Below are 15,780 nucleotides of genomic sequence, written 5' to 3' on the forward strand. Positions count from 1 at the left end.
TTAATAGGACAATTGAATAATCTGACATTATACTATACCACCCCAATTAGATAAAATTGTTAAACAATTTTAATCTATCATGAGCGGGTTTATTTACCTGTGATAATCATTACACTTGGGTGTCAAAGGAGTGAATTTTTTGTGAACATTTGCCTTTTCGGAGCAACCGGGAGAGTAGGCTCTGTGATTTTAGAAAATGCGTTATCCAATCAAATTTCTGTACAAGCGCTGGTGAGGGATTTGGAAAAACTAAATATGGATTCGGGCGGACTTAAAGTAATGACAGGGAACGTTTTAAATGAAGAGGACATTGCACAGACAATGAAGGGGACTGACATTGTAATAAGCGCATTAAATACGGGTGGAAACAGCACACTTTCTCAATCTATGCCTTTAATTATCAATAATATGAAAAGGGAAGGAATCAAAAGGATTATTACTATTGGAACAGCCGGAATCTTACAGGCTCGTTCTGCCCCGCATTTATATCGCTTCCAATCGTCTGAGTCGAAAAGAAAAAGTACACGTGATGCCGAGGAGCATTTAAAGGCTTATTTGTTGTTAAAGGCTTCTGGGCTAGATTGGACTGTCGTATGTCCCACCTACTTACCAGTTGGAGAAAGACTGGGGCAATATCGATACGAAAAAGATATACTTCCCGAAAATCCTTCTTCTATTTCAATCTATGATACAGGGGATTTTGCATTTCAACAGCTTTTCAGCAATAAATTTATTGGCTCAAGGGTTGGACTTACCTATTAAAAAAATGTGGCCCTTCTGAAAAGAAGGGCCTCCTTTATCTAACCAGCCAGTTCACTGCCACCTTGCTGCAGCTGATACATCTGATAATATTTGCCCTTACAGGCCATTAACTCGTCATGTGTTCCTCTCTCCACAATCGTTCCCCGATCTAGGACAAGAATTTGATCCGCATTTCGGATGGTTGATAAGCGGTGGGCAATAATAAATGTTGTTCTTCCTTTCTTTAACACTTCCATTGCTTCTTGAATAACAGCTTCCGTTTCGGTATCAATACTGGAGGTTGCTTCATCGAGAATAAGAATTGCCGGATTAAATGCTAGCGCCCGTGCAAACGAAATCAGCTGCCTTTGTCCGCTTGAAAGGGTGCTTCCCTTCTCAATAACCGGTTCGTCATAACCATTCTCTAAATTTCTAAACACCTTATCTGCGCCAACATCCTTCAAGGCTTTTTCCACCTTATCTCTCGTAATCGAAGGATCATTTAGACTGACATTCGAAGCAATTGTCCCTGAAAACAAATAAGGATCCTGCAGGACAATCCCCATATGATTGCGGACAGTTTGCCGCGGCAAACTTTCTACATCTTTTTCATCAATGGTAATTTTCCCTTTTTGACAGTCATAAAAACGGAACAGTAAATTCATAATTGAACTTTTCCCAGAACCAGTATGGCCTACAAGGGCGACAGTTTCACCCTGTCTTGCCTGAAAATCGATATTCTTTAGGACATACTCACCATCTTTATATCCAAAAGATACATTATCAAAAGATACATTTCCTTTAAACCTTGATATTCGTTCAGTACTGACATTTTCACCTTGTTCATCCATTAGTTTAAACACGCGCTCACCCGCAACCAGAGCCTGCTCCAAATTGGCTAATTGATTTACAATACCCTGAATTGGCTGAAAGAGACGATTTATATAATCCACAAAGGCATAGAGCATTCCAAGTGAAATAATATTTGCAGGCAGAAGCGACTGGGCCCCAAAATACCAAATAAAAGCCACAAATATTAGGTTTCTTAATATCCCAACGAGGTTATGGGATGTTAAAGAATTTAAGCTTAACAATTTGTTTTGATAAGTAAAATGATCATGATTAAGCTTTTCAAACTCCTCTTTCGTCTCCTCTTCCCTGCTAAACGCCTGAATAATCGTCATTCCCTGAATGGATTCATTAATCATAGCATTGATGTCACTATTGCGTGATCGAATAAAACGATTATATTTAGATGCATACTTACGGTAAACCAACATCCAAATATACAGGATTGGCAGCAATACTAAACAAATCCCGGCTAACTTCACGTTCAAAATAAACAAGGCAATATAAATACCTGTAATATAAATTACGCTCGTAAAAAAAGCAGCAAGGACGGTAACGTAAAGTTCACGGATCGCTTCTGTATCATTCGTAATTCTCGCCACAACTTTTCCTGCAGGAAGATTATCGAAATATTGAATTGGAAGTCGCTGGATATGACCAAAAATTTCCCCACGCATTTTTTGAATAATTCGATTTGCCGACTTTTTCAGAAGATAGTGTTCGCCAAATTGAAAAATGGCTGAAACCACTAATAAGCCGAAATAAATGATCAATAATTGAATAATCGACGGAATTTCCGGCTGATAAAATTTAAGGAGTTCTCCGCCCTTTAGAATTTTCACCGGATAAACTGCTTTTTTTCCCCCTTTTTCAATAACTAAGGACCCTTTAGCAATCGTCCTTTTTCCATCAAAATCCAATTTCCTATCAAGGAAAATAAATTTTGAACCTACTTGCAAAATCCTGATTTGCTGCCCTTTTTGTTCACCATCTACAAAATACTTTCCTCTTTTGTAAAATTGGCCATTATACTCTACCGCATTTGCGTCCTTCTTGGATATATACCATTTTGACTCAATCCCTAAAATATGCTGGTCAATCACATTTTTGGCAATAAAGGGGCCTGCTAGATCTGTTATAACCGAGATGGTGAGCATAACCAATGCAGCTATAATAATCTTTTTATATGCTAATGCATATCCAAATAATCGTCTGCCCGTGGTCATGCTGACACCTCCTCTTCAACGGTTCCCTCAATTTGCTGTCGTAAAAATTGTTCTTTATACCACCCGTCTACCTCTATGAGCTGTTTATGTGTCCCTTCTTCAATAATTCTTCCTTCATCAAGGACAATAATATGATCAGCATGCTGAACAGCCGACATTCGGTGAGTGGTGATAATCGTAGTTTTGTTGTTTCTCACTTGACGTATATTCTCAATAATTCTTTTTTCTGTTTTGGCATCAACCGCTGATAATGAATCGTCAAGAATGAGAATTTCCGGATTTTTAATGAGCGCACGTGCAATCGAAATTCTCTGTTTTTGTCCTCCGGAAAGAGCCACCCCTTTTTCACCCACCATTGTACTTATCCCTTCCGGAAGCATCTCAAGATCCTTCCGAAGTGCTGCAATATCGATAGCATTCTCTAACTCTTGATCGCTGGCATCCTTTCTGCCAAAGAGAATATTCTCCTTTACACTTCTTGAAAATAAAACATGATCCTGGGGTACATAGCCAATCCAATTTCGAATCTTCTCCAGCTTCTGCTCTTCGATTGGAACCCCAGTAATGGATAGTTCCCCGGTTCCAAGCGGGTACTGCCTTAATAATTGTTTAATAAAGGTTGTTTTTCCGCTTCCTGTTTTCCCTACAATCCCCAGTGTTTGACCTTGAAATAATTGGACATTCACATTTTCCAAATTATTATTTTTAGAGGAGGGATAGCGAAAGGTTACCTTCTTGTATTTTATATTTTCTGGAGCATTGACTGCTACCGGACTACTTGGATTTTCAACCTCTTCCTGATAGGCTAATGTTTCGTTAACACGGTCTAATGAAGCATTTCCCCGCTGCATCACATTGATTAACTCCCCAATTGCAAACATGGGCCATATCAACATCCCTAAATAAACATTGAAGGATACAAGATTGCCTAAAGTAATCGATTGATGAAAAACTAAATAGGCACCATAGCCAAGCCCGATTAAATAACTGATTCCAACCAGAATCTTAATCGTTGGATCAAATAAAGAATCTATCCTCGCCACTTTTAGGTTTTTTTGATATAAGTCCTCTGTTAATAGATGGAACCTATTCTGATCAGCCTCTTCTTGGACATAGGCACGAATGACCCTGACTCCTGCAACTGATTCCAGAACCCGGTCATTTAACTCACCGAATGCATCCTGTGCTTCCATAAAACGAGTGTGAATTCTCTTACCATAAATCTGCATCAGGATTGCCATAACCGGCAAGGGAATAATAGCTGCTAACGTTAGCTTCCAGCTAATAAATAATCCCATAGTCACCAATAGCGTCAGCATCCAAACACTGGAATCGACCAGCGTTAAAATACCGAACCCAGCGGTTATCGAAATGGCTTTTAAATCATTAGTAGCTCGGGCCATTAAATCTCCTGTTCGATTTTTTTCATAAAAAGCAGGCGTCATCTTTAAAAGGTGGTGCATAAATCGTGAGCGAAGTTTTCTTTCAACAAGGAAAGCGCCGCCAAACAATTTAAACATCCACACATAGGTAATTAGATAGGATGAAAACATGATTAATAATAGAACACTTAAATAGTGAAAGATTTTATTTTTACTCATCTCCCCAAAGTGAATATTATCGATTGCCATACCAATCAATTTTGGCGGCAGGACATCTAATATTCCTACCAAAATCAATAAACTAACCGCAATAGCATATCTTTGCCAGTTTTCTTTGAAAAACCAGCTTAATTTTTTTAATACCGAAAACATGATTTGTTCCTCCCCCTTTTGTTTTACTACTATCCGCCTTCTTTCTCTTCAGCTAAATGAATAAGTCTAACCTCAACAATTTGTAACATCACATGTTCCTCCCCCTGTTCAAGTAAAATGATAAAAAAAGAGACATACCGCAGTATAAGTGCAGTATGCCTCTGGAAAAAAGAGACAAAAAAACACACATTACGCATCACTAAAGAACGCAACCTGTGTTTTGTCATTTATTAAATGTACGTTAAAGGAATTAAAGAGAATTCTCTTTTGGACAGGTTGCATTTAAATATTTAGTTTTAAAATTAACTTTTCTTCTTCTAATCATGACGCAACCCTCCATTTCCTATTTTTTCTTCCTTTGTTAGATTATCACCAGTTGTTGTAAAAGTCAATTCGCATTTTTCAGAATTATTCTGCTCTTACTGCCGTTCCATAAGCGATTAATTCTGATGCCCCCTGCATGACCGAACTGGATTGTAATCTCATGGCGATGATGGCATCTGCCCCTAACTGCCTGGCTTCTTCTGCCATTCTTTCAATTGCCTTTTTTCTCGCTTCATTTAACATATCGGTATATTCCTTTATTTCTCCGCCTACAATGGTCTTTAGCCCAGCCAATAAGTCCTTGCCAATATGCTTGGATTGGACTGTACTTCCCTTCACCAAACCAAGCACCTCTTTAATTTCCCTGCCCGGCAGGTAATCAGTCGTAACAATCATCATAATTTGAATTCGCCTCACTTCTTCTCTTTTTACCAAAAATTTTTCTCACAAAAATCAAATAAAACAATGTCGGCATTGGCGCTTGAATAAGGCCGACAATTCCCCAAAGCCAATAATTATGATTATGTTTACGGGCATCTAAAAATAAATATATGCTTTGCACTAATAAAATAGCAGCCACAATGATGATGACGGTTAACGAATTCTCTCCCTTCATCCGATTTTCACCTTCTTCAATAAACGTGTTCCACTATAAAATGCAATAAAAATAGTTGTGGCAATCTGTAGAAATATAAAAACTGCCGGCATTTGAAATAAGGAAATCATAATCCCGCACAAAATGATGATCGCTACGATAAAAAATATAGACAAATCCCTAATCAGTTTTTTCCTGATTATCTTTTTTTCCGCTAAAACCATTTGTTCAAACCATTGGAGGTCCGGTGAATAGACTGGAAACTGCTCCATTTTGTTTAAACCTTCTTGTATCTCAGAAATAGCTAAAATGTCCTGTTTATTTTGTTGTTCGCCGTCCAAAACGATGACTCTCTGTTTCTTCACTTAGGTTCAGCTCCTTTCTGACTGACTTGATTCCATTATGCACTCTTGATTTCACCGTTCCAGGAGATATTTTCATCCATTCTCCTATTTCTTCGTAAGAATAACCATAATAATGCTTTAAAACTATGGGAATACGGACGTCCTCTGGGAGTCTCCCGAGTGCCTCAAGAGCATCATTCCAGTCTTCATTTCTGCTTTCGAAATGCCACTTCAGTTTTCGGTAAATTTCCTCTTGTCCCTGCCAGTTCTTTTCTCTTTTTTTCTTTCGGCACTGGTCAATATATGTATTTGTCGCAATCGAAACGAGCCACGTGGAAAATTTGCTTTGCCCATTATAAAGGTGAATCTTTTGAATACATTTTGCCATTGTCTCTTGTGCTAATTCTTCAGCTGTATCGGGATTCATTGTAATTTTCATTAAATATTTTACAAGGAATGGATAATGGTCTTTAAACAACATGGCAAAAGCAAGATGGTCCCCTTTTTTAGCATTTTTTATTAATGCATCCATTTAGCTATAACCCTCTCTTTCCCCCATATTCCTTGTTTTTTCTCTCTTTATTTATGACGAACAAAAAACAACTTTCGTTCATTCTATATTTATTTTACAATTTTACAATTTTACAATAGAAACAAAAAGGAACGGATTCCTCCGTGCCCTTAATCACCTTTACCATGCCCCTTATTTTTTCCTCTCTTTTTCCATCTCTCTATTTGCTTGTTCCATTTTTCTTCCCACTTTTGGATTTCATTATTAAATTCCTCTTGAAAATTAAATCGATTTTTTTCTTTCAAAGCGGAAATATGCGTCACATTAAATTTTTGTTTTGGTTTACTTTTTAATGCTTCCGACATGACTTCTCGAAAAATAACAGCAGAACCTGTTTTGCTGGTTGGCGTGATATAATGTTCCGCATCTGTTTTATCATAACCGACCCAGATGGCTCCCACTAGCTGCGGTGTATAGCCAACAAACCACTGGTCTTTCAGACCATTAATTCCTTTAATCGGTACTTGGGTGGAGCCAGTTTTCCCTGCCGTTTCACGGCCAGGTATTTTGGCTGCTTTTCCTGTTCCTTGTTCTACAACGCCTAGCAGCATTGTTGTCATATCATCCGTCACTGCTTTCGTCGTAACTCGCTCCTTTTTGACTTTCCATTCGGCAACCACATTGCCATTTGCCTCGACGATTTTTTGGATTACATGCGCCTTCACTTTGACACCATTATTCGGAAATACGGAAAAAGCTTCTGCCATGTTTAGCGGAGAGACTCCTTTATGCAGGCCTCCAAGGGCAACGGATAAATTCCGGTCAGCTTTATCCAAGGAAATACCGAATCGTTTAACTGAATCCAGCCCCTTTTCAATTCCAATTTCATTTAAGAGCCATACTGCTGAAACATTTTTCGATTCCTTAACCGCGTCATACATCGGGACTTCTCCCATATATTGATGATCGAAATTACTAGGCTGATAATTTCCAAATTTCATCGGTTCATCTTTTAGCATATCCGTGATTTTCCAGCCCTCTTCTAGCGCAGGGGTGTAGACAGCCAATGGCTTAAATGAAGAACCGGGCTGTGCTTTTAATTGGGACGCCCTATTATAGCCTCTAAAAGTGTGTTCTCCCCTTCCACCTGCAAGGGCTCGGACCCCGCCTGTTTTCGGGTCTACTAAGACCCCGCCGCTTTGAACCAGACGGTCTTTTCCTTTTGGAAATATACTGTTGTTTTGATAGGTTGTTTCCATCACCGATTGCATGTTGGGGTCAAGCTCTGTATAAATTTGATAGCCTCCCGTAAGCAAATCATCTTGCGATAACCCATACTGATGAATTGCTTCATCTAATACCTGATCGACATAGTAAGGGAATTTACCGCGGAACGGGTCGCCGCCTTTATCATCTAAAACCACTTTTTCCTCCTTGGCTTTTTCATATAGTTCATTTGTTATATAGCCTTGATTTTTCATTTGCAGTAAGACAAGATTTCGCCGTTTAACTGCCTCTTTCATATGGTCATATGGATTCAGGGCAGATGGAGCTTTAATTAATCCGGCTAGCAGAGCGGATTCACTAATCGAAAGCTTCTTTACCTCTTTAGCAAAATATTTGCCTGCCGCTTGTTTAATCCCATATGCCCCATTTCCAAAATAAATTTGGTTTAAATACATTTGCAGAATTTCTTGTTTCGAATATTCCCGCTCAACCGCCAATGCTAAAAAGACCTCTTCCATTTTTCTTTTAAGCGTTTTTTCGGATGTCAGGATCGTATTTTTCGTCAATTGCTGTGTGATGGTGCTGCCGCCTTCTACCATCCCACCTGCCTTTAAGTCACGGAATAGCGCCCTTGACGTTCCAATTAGATCAACACCTCCATGTTGATAAAATCGATGATCCTCGATGGCAATTACGGCATTCTTCATTGATTCAGGGACTTCCTTAATTGGAACTCCTTCATTTTTATTCGCCGAAACCTTGCTCGCTATCTTTCCGTTTACATCATAGAAAACAGTTGGCTGGGGTAGTTCATTTTTAAGTTCTGATATATTGGCAGTCTTGGAAAAAAAATAAATTGCACCAAAGAAGCCTAAAATGATAATTAAGCCGCTTAATACCACGATTTGGACTACATGCCATTTTTTCAAGTTTTTCATAGATGCCTCCTATTTGGAAGAGAAAAAAAAGACAGGAGAACCCTATCTTATGTTTAGATATTATTCACTTTTCGTCAATTCTTTAAAACGCTGTTTGGAAAGCTTCTCATCAAAGCTGCTAAAAATCCGATAATTTCCTTCATCCAATATCCTAAAATGTTTACTTAGGATATTTTGTTGTAGGATAAAGCCGCTTTTCTTTGATATTGCTCTCCACCAGATTCGGCCGCCTAATGTTTTCGTTTTGCGGTAATCAATTCCTTCACGAGCTACCGTTTCCAAAACCTCTAGTGGCTCATTACCAAATAAAAATTGTACTGTTTCCGTTTCCCGGAAAAGAGCACAAATAGCAACGACTGTTGACCAGTTAGCAAGGACTCTTCCTTTTTCAATTTGAACAAGTGTTTTCTTTGATACACCAATGATTTCAGCCATTCTATCCTGGGTATAGCCTGCTTCAGTCCGAATCAAGCGAAGCTTTTCAGACACTTTCAATATGATTTCATCTCTGGTCATTTTAAGCCCTTCCTTCAATAGCCTATGGTGTAATTTTACACAAGTTCCGGTAATCATTCAAATTTTATCATAAAAAAAACTGCTATCAATTCTTCGAAAGCAGTTGAATGAACAAATATATGTTAAAACAGATTTTTTTCGCGTACTAGCATTCTCTTTGGCATTGCGCTGATAACAAGAATGACAATGATAGCACTGATTACAAAGCTAGGAAGCATGTATGTCCCATTATAAAGCAAGGAATAAATCATAACCGGCTGGCCCTTTGGAGCATACTCTCCAAAGAAAACAAACCCTGAAACGAAATGGCATAGATAACGAAGCAAGCTTCCAATGAATGCTCCAAATATTACATAGCTAATCCATTTGCCTTTTTTCCCTTCATTAAGCATTTTACTTATTTGACGGGCAAAAATGCCGGCAAAGCCTACCACTGTAAATGCTATAAAGTAATCGATGATTCCTTGAATAATTGTATATACTTGAGCAAAGCCAAGAATGAATTGTAATAATCCTAATAAAAATCCAGTTAAAAGACCGCCTTTAAGTCCCCAGCGGAAGGCCATTAAAAAAATCGGTACCATTGCGATTGAAACCGAGCCTCCCTGCGGCCATATTTTAAACGAAAGAATATTTCCCAAATAATCCAATAAATACGCGAGCGCAGTAAAAACAGCAACCTCGGTAATAAATAAAGTATTACTTCTTTTAGTCATTTCAATTTCTCCCTCCATATTGGTGAACAAAAAAATAGCAATGCAAGACATAAGGATTGTCTGCATTGCTATATATCTGGCAAACCACATCCCTACGCTAGTGTTAACTAACAGGTTCATAGGGTCAGAACTCAAGTTCACTCTCAGCTGCCATTTGCAGCTCCCCCTGTGGAACTATACAATTAATTCATTAAGAATATACTACTATTTCAAAATGAATACAAGAGGAAATTCAACCTATTTTCAAGAGAAGATTTTATGACAAATTAACTATGTAAATATTAGGAAAATAATTTTAACATGTTTTTAAGAGGTTTTTTTGTCATTATCAGCGAATTAAGATGGTAAGGCGGAATGTGTTTCGGGAGGGACAATATGTTTAAAAATGATCAAACAGATTTAATTGCTTTCTTTGATAAACATAAAGATCAATTACTTCTTGATTGGGAAAATTCATATATTATTTCTAAAGAAGATCCATTTATAGAAAAAATAAGCGAAAATGCTAAAGCACTTTTTCATGTTATCTTAAATATGCATAAGTTGACCGAAGAGGAGCTTTTATTAGTAATCGAAAAGATTGCAAAAGAAATATCGGAAGAAAGAGTCATTGCCAATATTAACATTGGGGATTTTGTTTATAATGTAAATCTTGGCAGAACGATTATGTACAGTTATTTAAGCAAAACGGGGATATCATGGGGGGAAATGCAAGATTCGATTAATCGGATCAATTTCTGTTTTGACAAGTTTTTATACTATGCAGTATCCCATTATACAGAAGCCAAAAACAAAATTATTGAGGAAAAGACTATGTTCATCGACTCAACCCATCAGGATCGGCTAACCCTTTTGGGGCAAATGACATCCAGCTTTATTCATGAATTTAGAAACCCGCTTACATCTGTACAAGGGTTTATCCAATTGCTTAAAGCTGATTTTCCAAATATGAGATATCTAGATATTATTTCAAGTGAACTAGATCAGTTAAATTTTAGAATTTCTCAGTTTCTGTTATTATCCAAGAAAGAATTGATTGGCAAGGAAAAAGATTATTTTAAACTAAATAAATTGATAGACGAAGTTTTGAATTTTCTCTACCCAAGCATACTAGATGGCAAAGTGAAAGTAATCAAAAAATTGTGCGAGGAAATAACGCTGCACGGTTATGCTGATGAAATTAGACAAGTTTTTATCAATATAATATTTAATGCAATTGATGTTTTAAATCATCATGCAAATCCACAGCCCACAATTGAAATTAACAGTACTTTAGAAGACAACCAATACATTATTGTTACCATTTCTAATAATGGACCTGCGATTCCAACTGAATTGCAAAAAACAATTTTTGAACCGTTCTTCACGACAAAAAAACTTGGTACTGGTCTAGGTCTTTTCGTTTGTAAAGAAATTATTGAAAAGCACAAGGGGAAATTAGCCTGTAATTCCACACCGAATAAAACCACATTCTCGATCCATTTACCGATTGCATTAAATTTAGAACCTGAACATTTAATATCTGATAGAAATTAATCCCACTTTAAAAAAGTCGGGATTTTTTTATTGTGGACACTTCTTCCGACTTCTCCCTATCTTGCATAGGATATAGGAAAAAATTTAAGCAGGAGAAAAGTCCAATGTTTACATTAAAAGTCGATAATGAAATTGAGCTTCAATTGTTCGAGAGGCATCATGCCTTTAAGCTTTTTCAACTGGTTGAGGACAATCGTAATCATTTACGGAAGTGGCTGCCCTGGGTTGACAGCATGACGTCTCCCTATCAATTTGAGACGATTATCCCTGTTTGGCTTAATCAATTCGCAGAGAGTACCGGATTTAATGTTGGGATTCTTTATAAAGGAGAACTTGTCGGCTCGATTGGCTTACACCAAATGGACTGGCATAATAGCATGACAAGCATTGGCTATTATCTTGCTAGAAATGCAGAAGGACACGGGGTTATGACTCGCGCTGTCCAAGCATTACTTAACTATGCTTTTAATCAATTGGGGTTAAATCGAGTAGAAATTCGCTGTGGAGTAAAAAATAAGAAAAGCCGAGCCATTCCGGAAAGATTAGGATTTACCAAGGAAGGTTTAATTAGAGATGGCGAAAAATTAAATGGCCACTTCCATGACTTAATTGTTTATAGCATGCTAGCTCGTGAGTGGAATACTCTGGGATTAATAAATAAGAACCTCTAAAACTGCTTTTATTAGCAGTTTTTTTGTTAAGGTTCTTTTCGTAAACTTTGTTGCTCTTGGAACTAATTAAGAGTCATTTATAAAGTTTTAGGCAATTTTCGCAAATGCTCTTACGAAAAGATGCCACGAAGAATCTTGTTATACGGGTTGATGAACTTATACGTAAAAGAACAATATTTGCGAAAATAGCCTATGTAAAACTGGCTTTTTTGCTTTTTAAGACCTGTTTTGAAATAATGATACATAATGAGTAATTTAAGTGAGGTGGCATACCTTACGAATGGTAAGGTGTTAAATGATTTTAATGAACATATTTATAATTGCTATTTTAATTACTCTTACCGCTTTTTTTGTTGCATCTGAATTTGCAATTGTAAGAGTCCGGACAACAAGAATTGACCAGCTAGTGTCGGAAGGAAACAACAAAGCGGAGGCAGCTAAAAAAGTAATCTCAAATTTAGATGGTTACCTATCCGCAACACAAGTTGGAATCACTATTATTTCCTTAATCTTAGGCTGGCTGGGCGAACCAACCATCCGAAATATTTTACAGCCTGTTTTTAAATTCATACACATTCCACCGGCTATAGAACACATTATCTCTGTAATTATTTCTTTTATCGCCATTACCTTTATTCATGTTGTCATTGGTGAATTATCTCCAAAGACGTTTGCAATCCAAAAAGCGGAAGAAATCATTTTACTTTTTGCTGGTCCGCTCATCTTATTTTATAAGGTCATGTATCCCTTTATTTGGGCCCTTAACCGCTCTGCACGGTTTGTTACGGGGCTTTTTGGAATCCAGCCTGCATCCGAACATGATATTAGCTTATCGGAAGAGGAATTACGGATGATTCTTTCCCAAAGCTATGAAAGCGGTGAAATTAATCAATCTGAATACAAATACATGAATCGAATCTTTGAATTTGATGACAGGATAGCTAAAGAGATCATGGTACCCAGGACAGAGGTAATTTCGCTCTCTAAAACTGCAACCATGGAAGAGATTCTTGAAATTGTAAAGGAGGAAAAATACACTCGGTATCCCCTCATTGAAGGAGACAAGGACAATATCTTAGGAATTGTTAATATCAAAGAAGTATTAACAGATTGCATTCAGCAAAAATGTAACGGTGATGAACCGCTTATGCCTTATTTAAAACCTGTCATTCATGTAATTGAAACGATTCCGATTCAGGAACTTTTAGTAAAGCTCCAAAAAAACAGATCCCATATGGCCGTGTTATCCGATGAATATGGCGGAACAGCCGGGATTGTAACTGTTGAGGATATTTTGGAAGAAATTGTCGGTGAAATTCGTGATGAATTTGATGTGGACGAATTGCCACTAATACAGAAAAAAGACGATAATCATTATATTTTAGATGGGAAAGTCCTTATTAGCGAGGTAAACGATCTTCTCGGTACTACTCTCGAGGAAGAAGATGTAGACACGATCGGAGGATGGTTTTTAACCCAAAAATTTGATGTGCATAAGGGCGATAAGCTAGAAATGGATGGTTTCATATTTCAAATCAAGGAAATCGAAGGTCATCATATTCTCTACATAGAGGTAAAAAAAACACAAGCGTCTCCAGAATAAGGAGACGCTTTTTATGATTATATTTTTAGAATATTTTGTTTTTACCATTCATACTAATGACGATTTTCCCATAAAATGTAGATAACAATGACTACTATAACCAGAACGTTTGACTGTACGGTTTAAATTCTTTATAATTATTGTTAATTTTATAAATTGTTGAGGTGGTATGATGGGGCTGTCTATCGAATTGGCGAAATAGCAGAAATAGCGCATGTGTCGAAACGAACGATTGACTATTATACGTCAATTGGCTTACTAAGGGCAGAACGTTCTAAGTCAAATTACCGCATTTATACAGATGAAGCATTAAATGATTTAAAGTTTATCGAAGAATGCAAGAGTTTGCACTTTCCTTTAGACGAGATTAGAAGAAAACTAGAAATGCGGAAAGCGGGTAATCTCCGCCTATCCGAAGTAGATAAACATGTATGTGCGGTAACACAGCAGATGAAGCAGCTGCATAGTGATTTATTTGACCTGCTGCCAATTTTAGAAAAACTGGATGAACAACAAAAGGAAAAGCTGATTAATAATTTTAGTCTGCTAAGATCTGCTTTAAAAAAATCGCTCGTAAGTGTAACGAGCTAATTTTTGTATAATACTGGGAGGTGACTCCTTACTCGTCTAACAACGAGCTAAGGGAATTTATTTGGACATATTTAACTTGGTTTTAATAGCCATTTTAATTGCATTGACTGCCTTTTTTGTAACTTCAGAGTTTGCTATTGTTAAGATTAGAAGTTCAAGAATTGATCAGTTAATTGAAGAAGGAAATTCGAAGGCTGTTTCAGCAAAAAAAGTGATTTCGAATCTGGATGAATACCTATCTGCCTGTCAGCTTGGGATAACCATAACGGCCTTGGGCCTAGGTTGGATTGGGGAATCGACTATAGAGCATTTGCTCGGTCCTGTTTTCCTAAAACTTAACATTCCTGAGGGAGCAACGGAAATATTATCAATTGCGATTGCATTTGCTTCGATTACATTTTTACATGTAGTTGTTGGTGAGCTTGCTCCAAAAACACTGGCGATTCAAAAAGCTGAGTTCATAACCCTCACGGTAGCACGTCCGCTAATCATCTTTTATAAGATTATGTACCCGTTTATTTGGGTATTAAATGGTTCAGCGCGTATTGTATCCAGTATTTTTGGCTTAAAGCCTGTTTCCGAAAACGAAATCGCTCATACAGAGGAAGAGCTTCGAATTATCCTATCTGAAAGCTATAAAAGTGGTGAGATTAACCAATCAGAGTTTAAGTATGTAAATAAAATTTTTGAATTTGATAATCGAATTGCAAAGGAAATTATGGTTCCTAGAACGGAAATTGTTTCTTTATCGAAGGATGAAACGTTAGAGACCTTTCTTGAGGTAACACGTGAGGAAAAATTCACAAGATATCCAATTATAGATGGGGATAAGGACCATATCATTGGGCTTGTGAATATTAAGGAAATGGTGACAGATTTAATTGGAAATGAGAATTTATCAAAACAAACATTAGAAGGCTATACTCGTCCGATTATTAGAGTAATAGAAACAATTCCAATTCATGATCTGCTGGTAAAGATGCAAAAAGACAGGATGCACATGGCTGTATTAATGGATGAATACGGCGGTACATCAGGTCTTGTAACTGTTGAAGATATTCTTGAAGAAATTGTTGGCGAAATTCGCGACGAATTTGATATGGATGAGATTCCGATGATCCGCAAGATAAAAGAAAACCATTATATCATTGATTCAAAAGTATTAGTCAGCGAAGTGAATGATTTATTGGGCGTTGAAATCGACGATGAAGATGTTGATACAATTGGCGGCTGGATTTTAACTGAAAATTATGAGGCAAAAGAAGGCGACGTCATGATTCACGAATCCTATACTTTTAAAATCCTTGATATGGAAGAGCATCATATTAAATATATTGAAGTGATGAAAAATGCACATAATGGCGAAGCTACCATACAGCAAATCGCCGTCTCCAAGTCGGAAGTATTATCCTAAATAAATGTTATTAAAAAAAGACCAAAATTGATATTATCCCCTTTAAGTAGACAGTGTAAAAAAGCCCGCTAATTTGGCGGGAATGATACACTACTACTTGGAGGGGATTTTTAATGGCTAAAAAGGGGACCAAATTTCAATCCTATACAGAGGAATTCAGGCGTTTAGCAGTTGAAAGATATTTAAATGGTGATGGTAGCTATCTGACTCTCTCTAAGGAGTTA

The 15,780-nt window shown here is 37.2% G+C and carries 15 protein-coding genes and 1 riboswitch; of the genes, 6 read left to right on the top strand and 9 right to left on the bottom strand.

What is annotated here, in order from left to right; translation table 11 throughout:
• Window positions 1-141 precede the first annotated feature (141 nt).
• Entirely contained in the window at window positions 142-762 is a 621-nt protein-coding gene (locus tag PH210_RS03075; RefSeq protein ID WP_289982909.1) for an NAD(P)-dependent oxidoreductase, read from the top strand.
• Window positions 763-800: 38 nt separating this feature from the next.
• On the opposite strand, the gene PH210_RS03080 is transcribed toward PH210_RS03075, so the two are convergent.
• The 9 genes from PH210_RS03080 to thiT form a co-directional block, all read right to left on the bottom strand.
• The gene (locus PH210_RS03080) at window positions 801-2,816 is read right to left on the bottom strand and encodes an ABC transporter ATP-binding protein (RefSeq protein WP_289982910.1); all 2,016 of its coding nucleotides are present in this window, start codon (window positions 2,814-2,816) and stop codon (window positions 801-803) included.
• Window positions 2,813-4,570: an ABC transporter ATP-binding protein gene (locus tag PH210_RS03085; protein WP_289982912.1), complete on the bottom strand. Its 1,758-nt coding sequence runs from the start codon at window positions 4,568-4,570 to the stop codon at window positions 2,813-2,815. Before PH210_RS03085 ends, PH210_RS03080 begins: the two co-directional genes overlap by 4 nt.
• A gap of 408 nt (window positions 4,571-4,978) precedes the next feature.
• On the bottom strand, window positions 4,979-5,293 hold the full coding sequence (locus PH210_RS03090; RefSeq protein ID WP_289982914.1) for a YbjQ family protein: 315 nt from the start codon (window positions 5,291-5,293) through the stop codon (window positions 4,979-4,981).
• Window positions 5,274-5,510, bottom strand: a complete 237-nt coding sequence (locus PH210_RS03095; protein WP_289982916.1) for a sigma-Y antisigma factor component — start codon at window positions 5,508-5,510, stop codon at window positions 5,274-5,276. Before PH210_RS03095 ends, PH210_RS03090 begins: the two co-directional genes overlap by 20 nt.
• Window positions 5,507-5,854 (bottom strand): YxlC family protein, encoded by a 348-nt coding sequence (locus tag PH210_RS03100; RefSeq protein ID WP_289982917.1) that lies wholly within the window; start codon window positions 5,852-5,854, stop codon window positions 5,507-5,509. Before PH210_RS03100 ends, PH210_RS03095 begins: the two co-directional genes overlap by 4 nt.
• Window positions 5,808-6,365, bottom strand: a complete 558-nt coding sequence (sigY, locus tag PH210_RS03105) for an RNA polymerase sigma factor SigY (protein ID WP_289982919.1) — start codon at window positions 6,363-6,365, stop codon at window positions 5,808-5,810. The genes PH210_RS03100 and sigY overlap by 47 nt, the downstream gene beginning before the upstream one ends.
• A gap of 149 nt (window positions 6,366-6,514) precedes the next feature.
• Complete coding sequence (locus PH210_RS03110; protein ID WP_289982921.1) at window positions 6,515-8,509, bottom strand: transglycosylase domain-containing protein; 1,995 nt, start codon at window positions 8,507-8,509, stop codon at window positions 6,515-6,517.
• A 60-nt stretch (window positions 8,510-8,569) separates the two neighbouring features.
• A complete protein-coding gene (locus PH210_RS03115; RefSeq protein ID WP_223592984.1) occupies window positions 8,570-9,025 on the bottom strand; it encodes a helix-turn-helix transcriptional regulator in 456 nt (151 codons plus the stop codon).
• A 122-nt stretch (window positions 9,026-9,147) separates the two neighbouring features.
• A complete protein-coding gene (gene thiT, locus PH210_RS03120) occupies window positions 9,148-9,741 on the bottom strand; it encodes an energy-coupled thiamine transporter ThiT (RefSeq protein WP_289982924.1) in 594 nt (197 codons plus the stop codon).
• Window positions 9,742-9,813: 72 nt separating this feature from the next.
• Window positions 9,814-9,918: riboswitch (TPP riboswitch) on the bottom strand.
• Between the two features lie 198 nt (window positions 9,919-10,116).
• On the opposite strand from thiT, the gene PH210_RS03125 reads away from it, so the two are divergent.
• The 5 genes from PH210_RS03125 to PH210_RS03145 all read left to right on the top strand — a co-directional run bounded on the left by PH210_RS03125 (window position 10,117) and on the right by PH210_RS03145 (window position 15,556).
• Window positions 10,117-11,277: a histidine kinase N-terminal domain-containing protein gene (locus PH210_RS03125; protein WP_289982926.1), complete on the top strand. Its 1,161-nt coding sequence runs from the start codon at window positions 10,117-10,119 to the stop codon at window positions 11,275-11,277.
• A 104-nt stretch (window positions 11,278-11,381) separates the two neighbouring features.
• Entirely contained in the window at window positions 11,382-11,948 is a 567-nt protein-coding gene (locus tag PH210_RS03130; RefSeq protein WP_289982928.1) for a GNAT family N-acetyltransferase, read from the top strand.
• A 295-nt stretch (window positions 11,949-12,243) separates the two neighbouring features.
• Window positions 12,244-13,551: a hemolysin family protein gene (locus tag PH210_RS03135; protein WP_289982930.1), complete on the top strand. Its 1,308-nt coding sequence runs from the start codon at window positions 12,244-12,246 to the stop codon at window positions 13,549-13,551.
• A gap of 159 nt (window positions 13,552-13,710) precedes the next feature.
• A complete protein-coding gene (locus PH210_RS03140) occupies window positions 13,711-14,142 on the top strand; it encodes a MerR family transcriptional regulator (RefSeq protein ID WP_289982975.1) in 432 nt (143 codons plus the stop codon).
• Between the two features lie 61 nt (window positions 14,143-14,203).
• Window positions 14,204-15,556, top strand: coding sequence for a hemolysin family protein (locus PH210_RS03145; protein ID WP_289982931.1), 1,353 nt, complete (start codon window positions 14,204-14,206; stop codon window positions 15,554-15,556).
• The last annotated feature ends 224 nt before the right edge of the window (window positions 15,557-15,780 follow it).

Origin of the sequence: Paenibacillus sp. BSR1-1 (assembly GCF_030403775.1) — a bacterium.
In the GTDB taxonomy this organism is placed as follows: Bacteria; Bacillota; Bacilli; order Bacillales; family Cytobacillaceae; genus Neobacillus.

Coding starts and splice junctions, on each gene's coding strand:
- PH210_RS03080 (WP_289982910.1), bottom strand. CDS start 2,816: ATGACCACGGGCAGACGATTATTTGGATATGCATTAGCATATAAAAAG.
- PH210_RS03085 (WP_289982912.1), bottom strand. CDS start 4,570: ATGTTTTCGGTATTAAAAAAATTAAGCTGGTTTTTCAAAGAAAACTGG.
- PH210_RS03090 (WP_289982914.1), bottom strand. CDS start 5,293: ATGATGATTGTTACGACTGATTACCTGCCGGGCAGGGAAATTAAAGAG.
- PH210_RS03095 (WP_289982916.1), bottom strand. CDS start 5,510: ATGAAGGGAGAGAATTCGTTAACCGTCATCATCATTGTGGCTGCTATT.
- sigY (WP_289982919.1), bottom strand. CDS start 6,365: ATGGATGCATTAATAAAAAATGCTAAAAAAGGGGACCATCTTGCTTTT.
- PH210_RS03110 (WP_289982921.1), bottom strand. CDS start 8,509: ATGAAAAACTTGAAAAAATGGCATGTAGTCCAAATCGTGGTATTAAGC.
- PH210_RS03115 (WP_223592984.1), bottom strand. CDS start 9,025: ATGACCAGAGATGAAATCATATTGAAAGTGTCTGAAAAGCTTCGCTTG.
- thiT (WP_289982924.1), bottom strand. CDS start 9,741: ATGACTAAAAGAAGTAATACTTTATTTATTACCGAGGTTGCTGTTTTT.
- PH210_RS03125 (WP_289982926.1), top strand. CDS start 10,117: ATGTTTAAAAATGATCAAACAGATTTAATTGCTTTCTTTGATAAACAT.
- PH210_RS03130 (WP_289982928.1), top strand. CDS start 11,382: ATGTTTACATTAAAAGTCGATAATGAAATTGAGCTTCAATTGTTCGAG.
- PH210_RS03135 (WP_289982930.1), top strand. CDS start 12,244: ATGATTTTAATGAACATATTTATAATTGCTATTTTAATTACTCTTACC.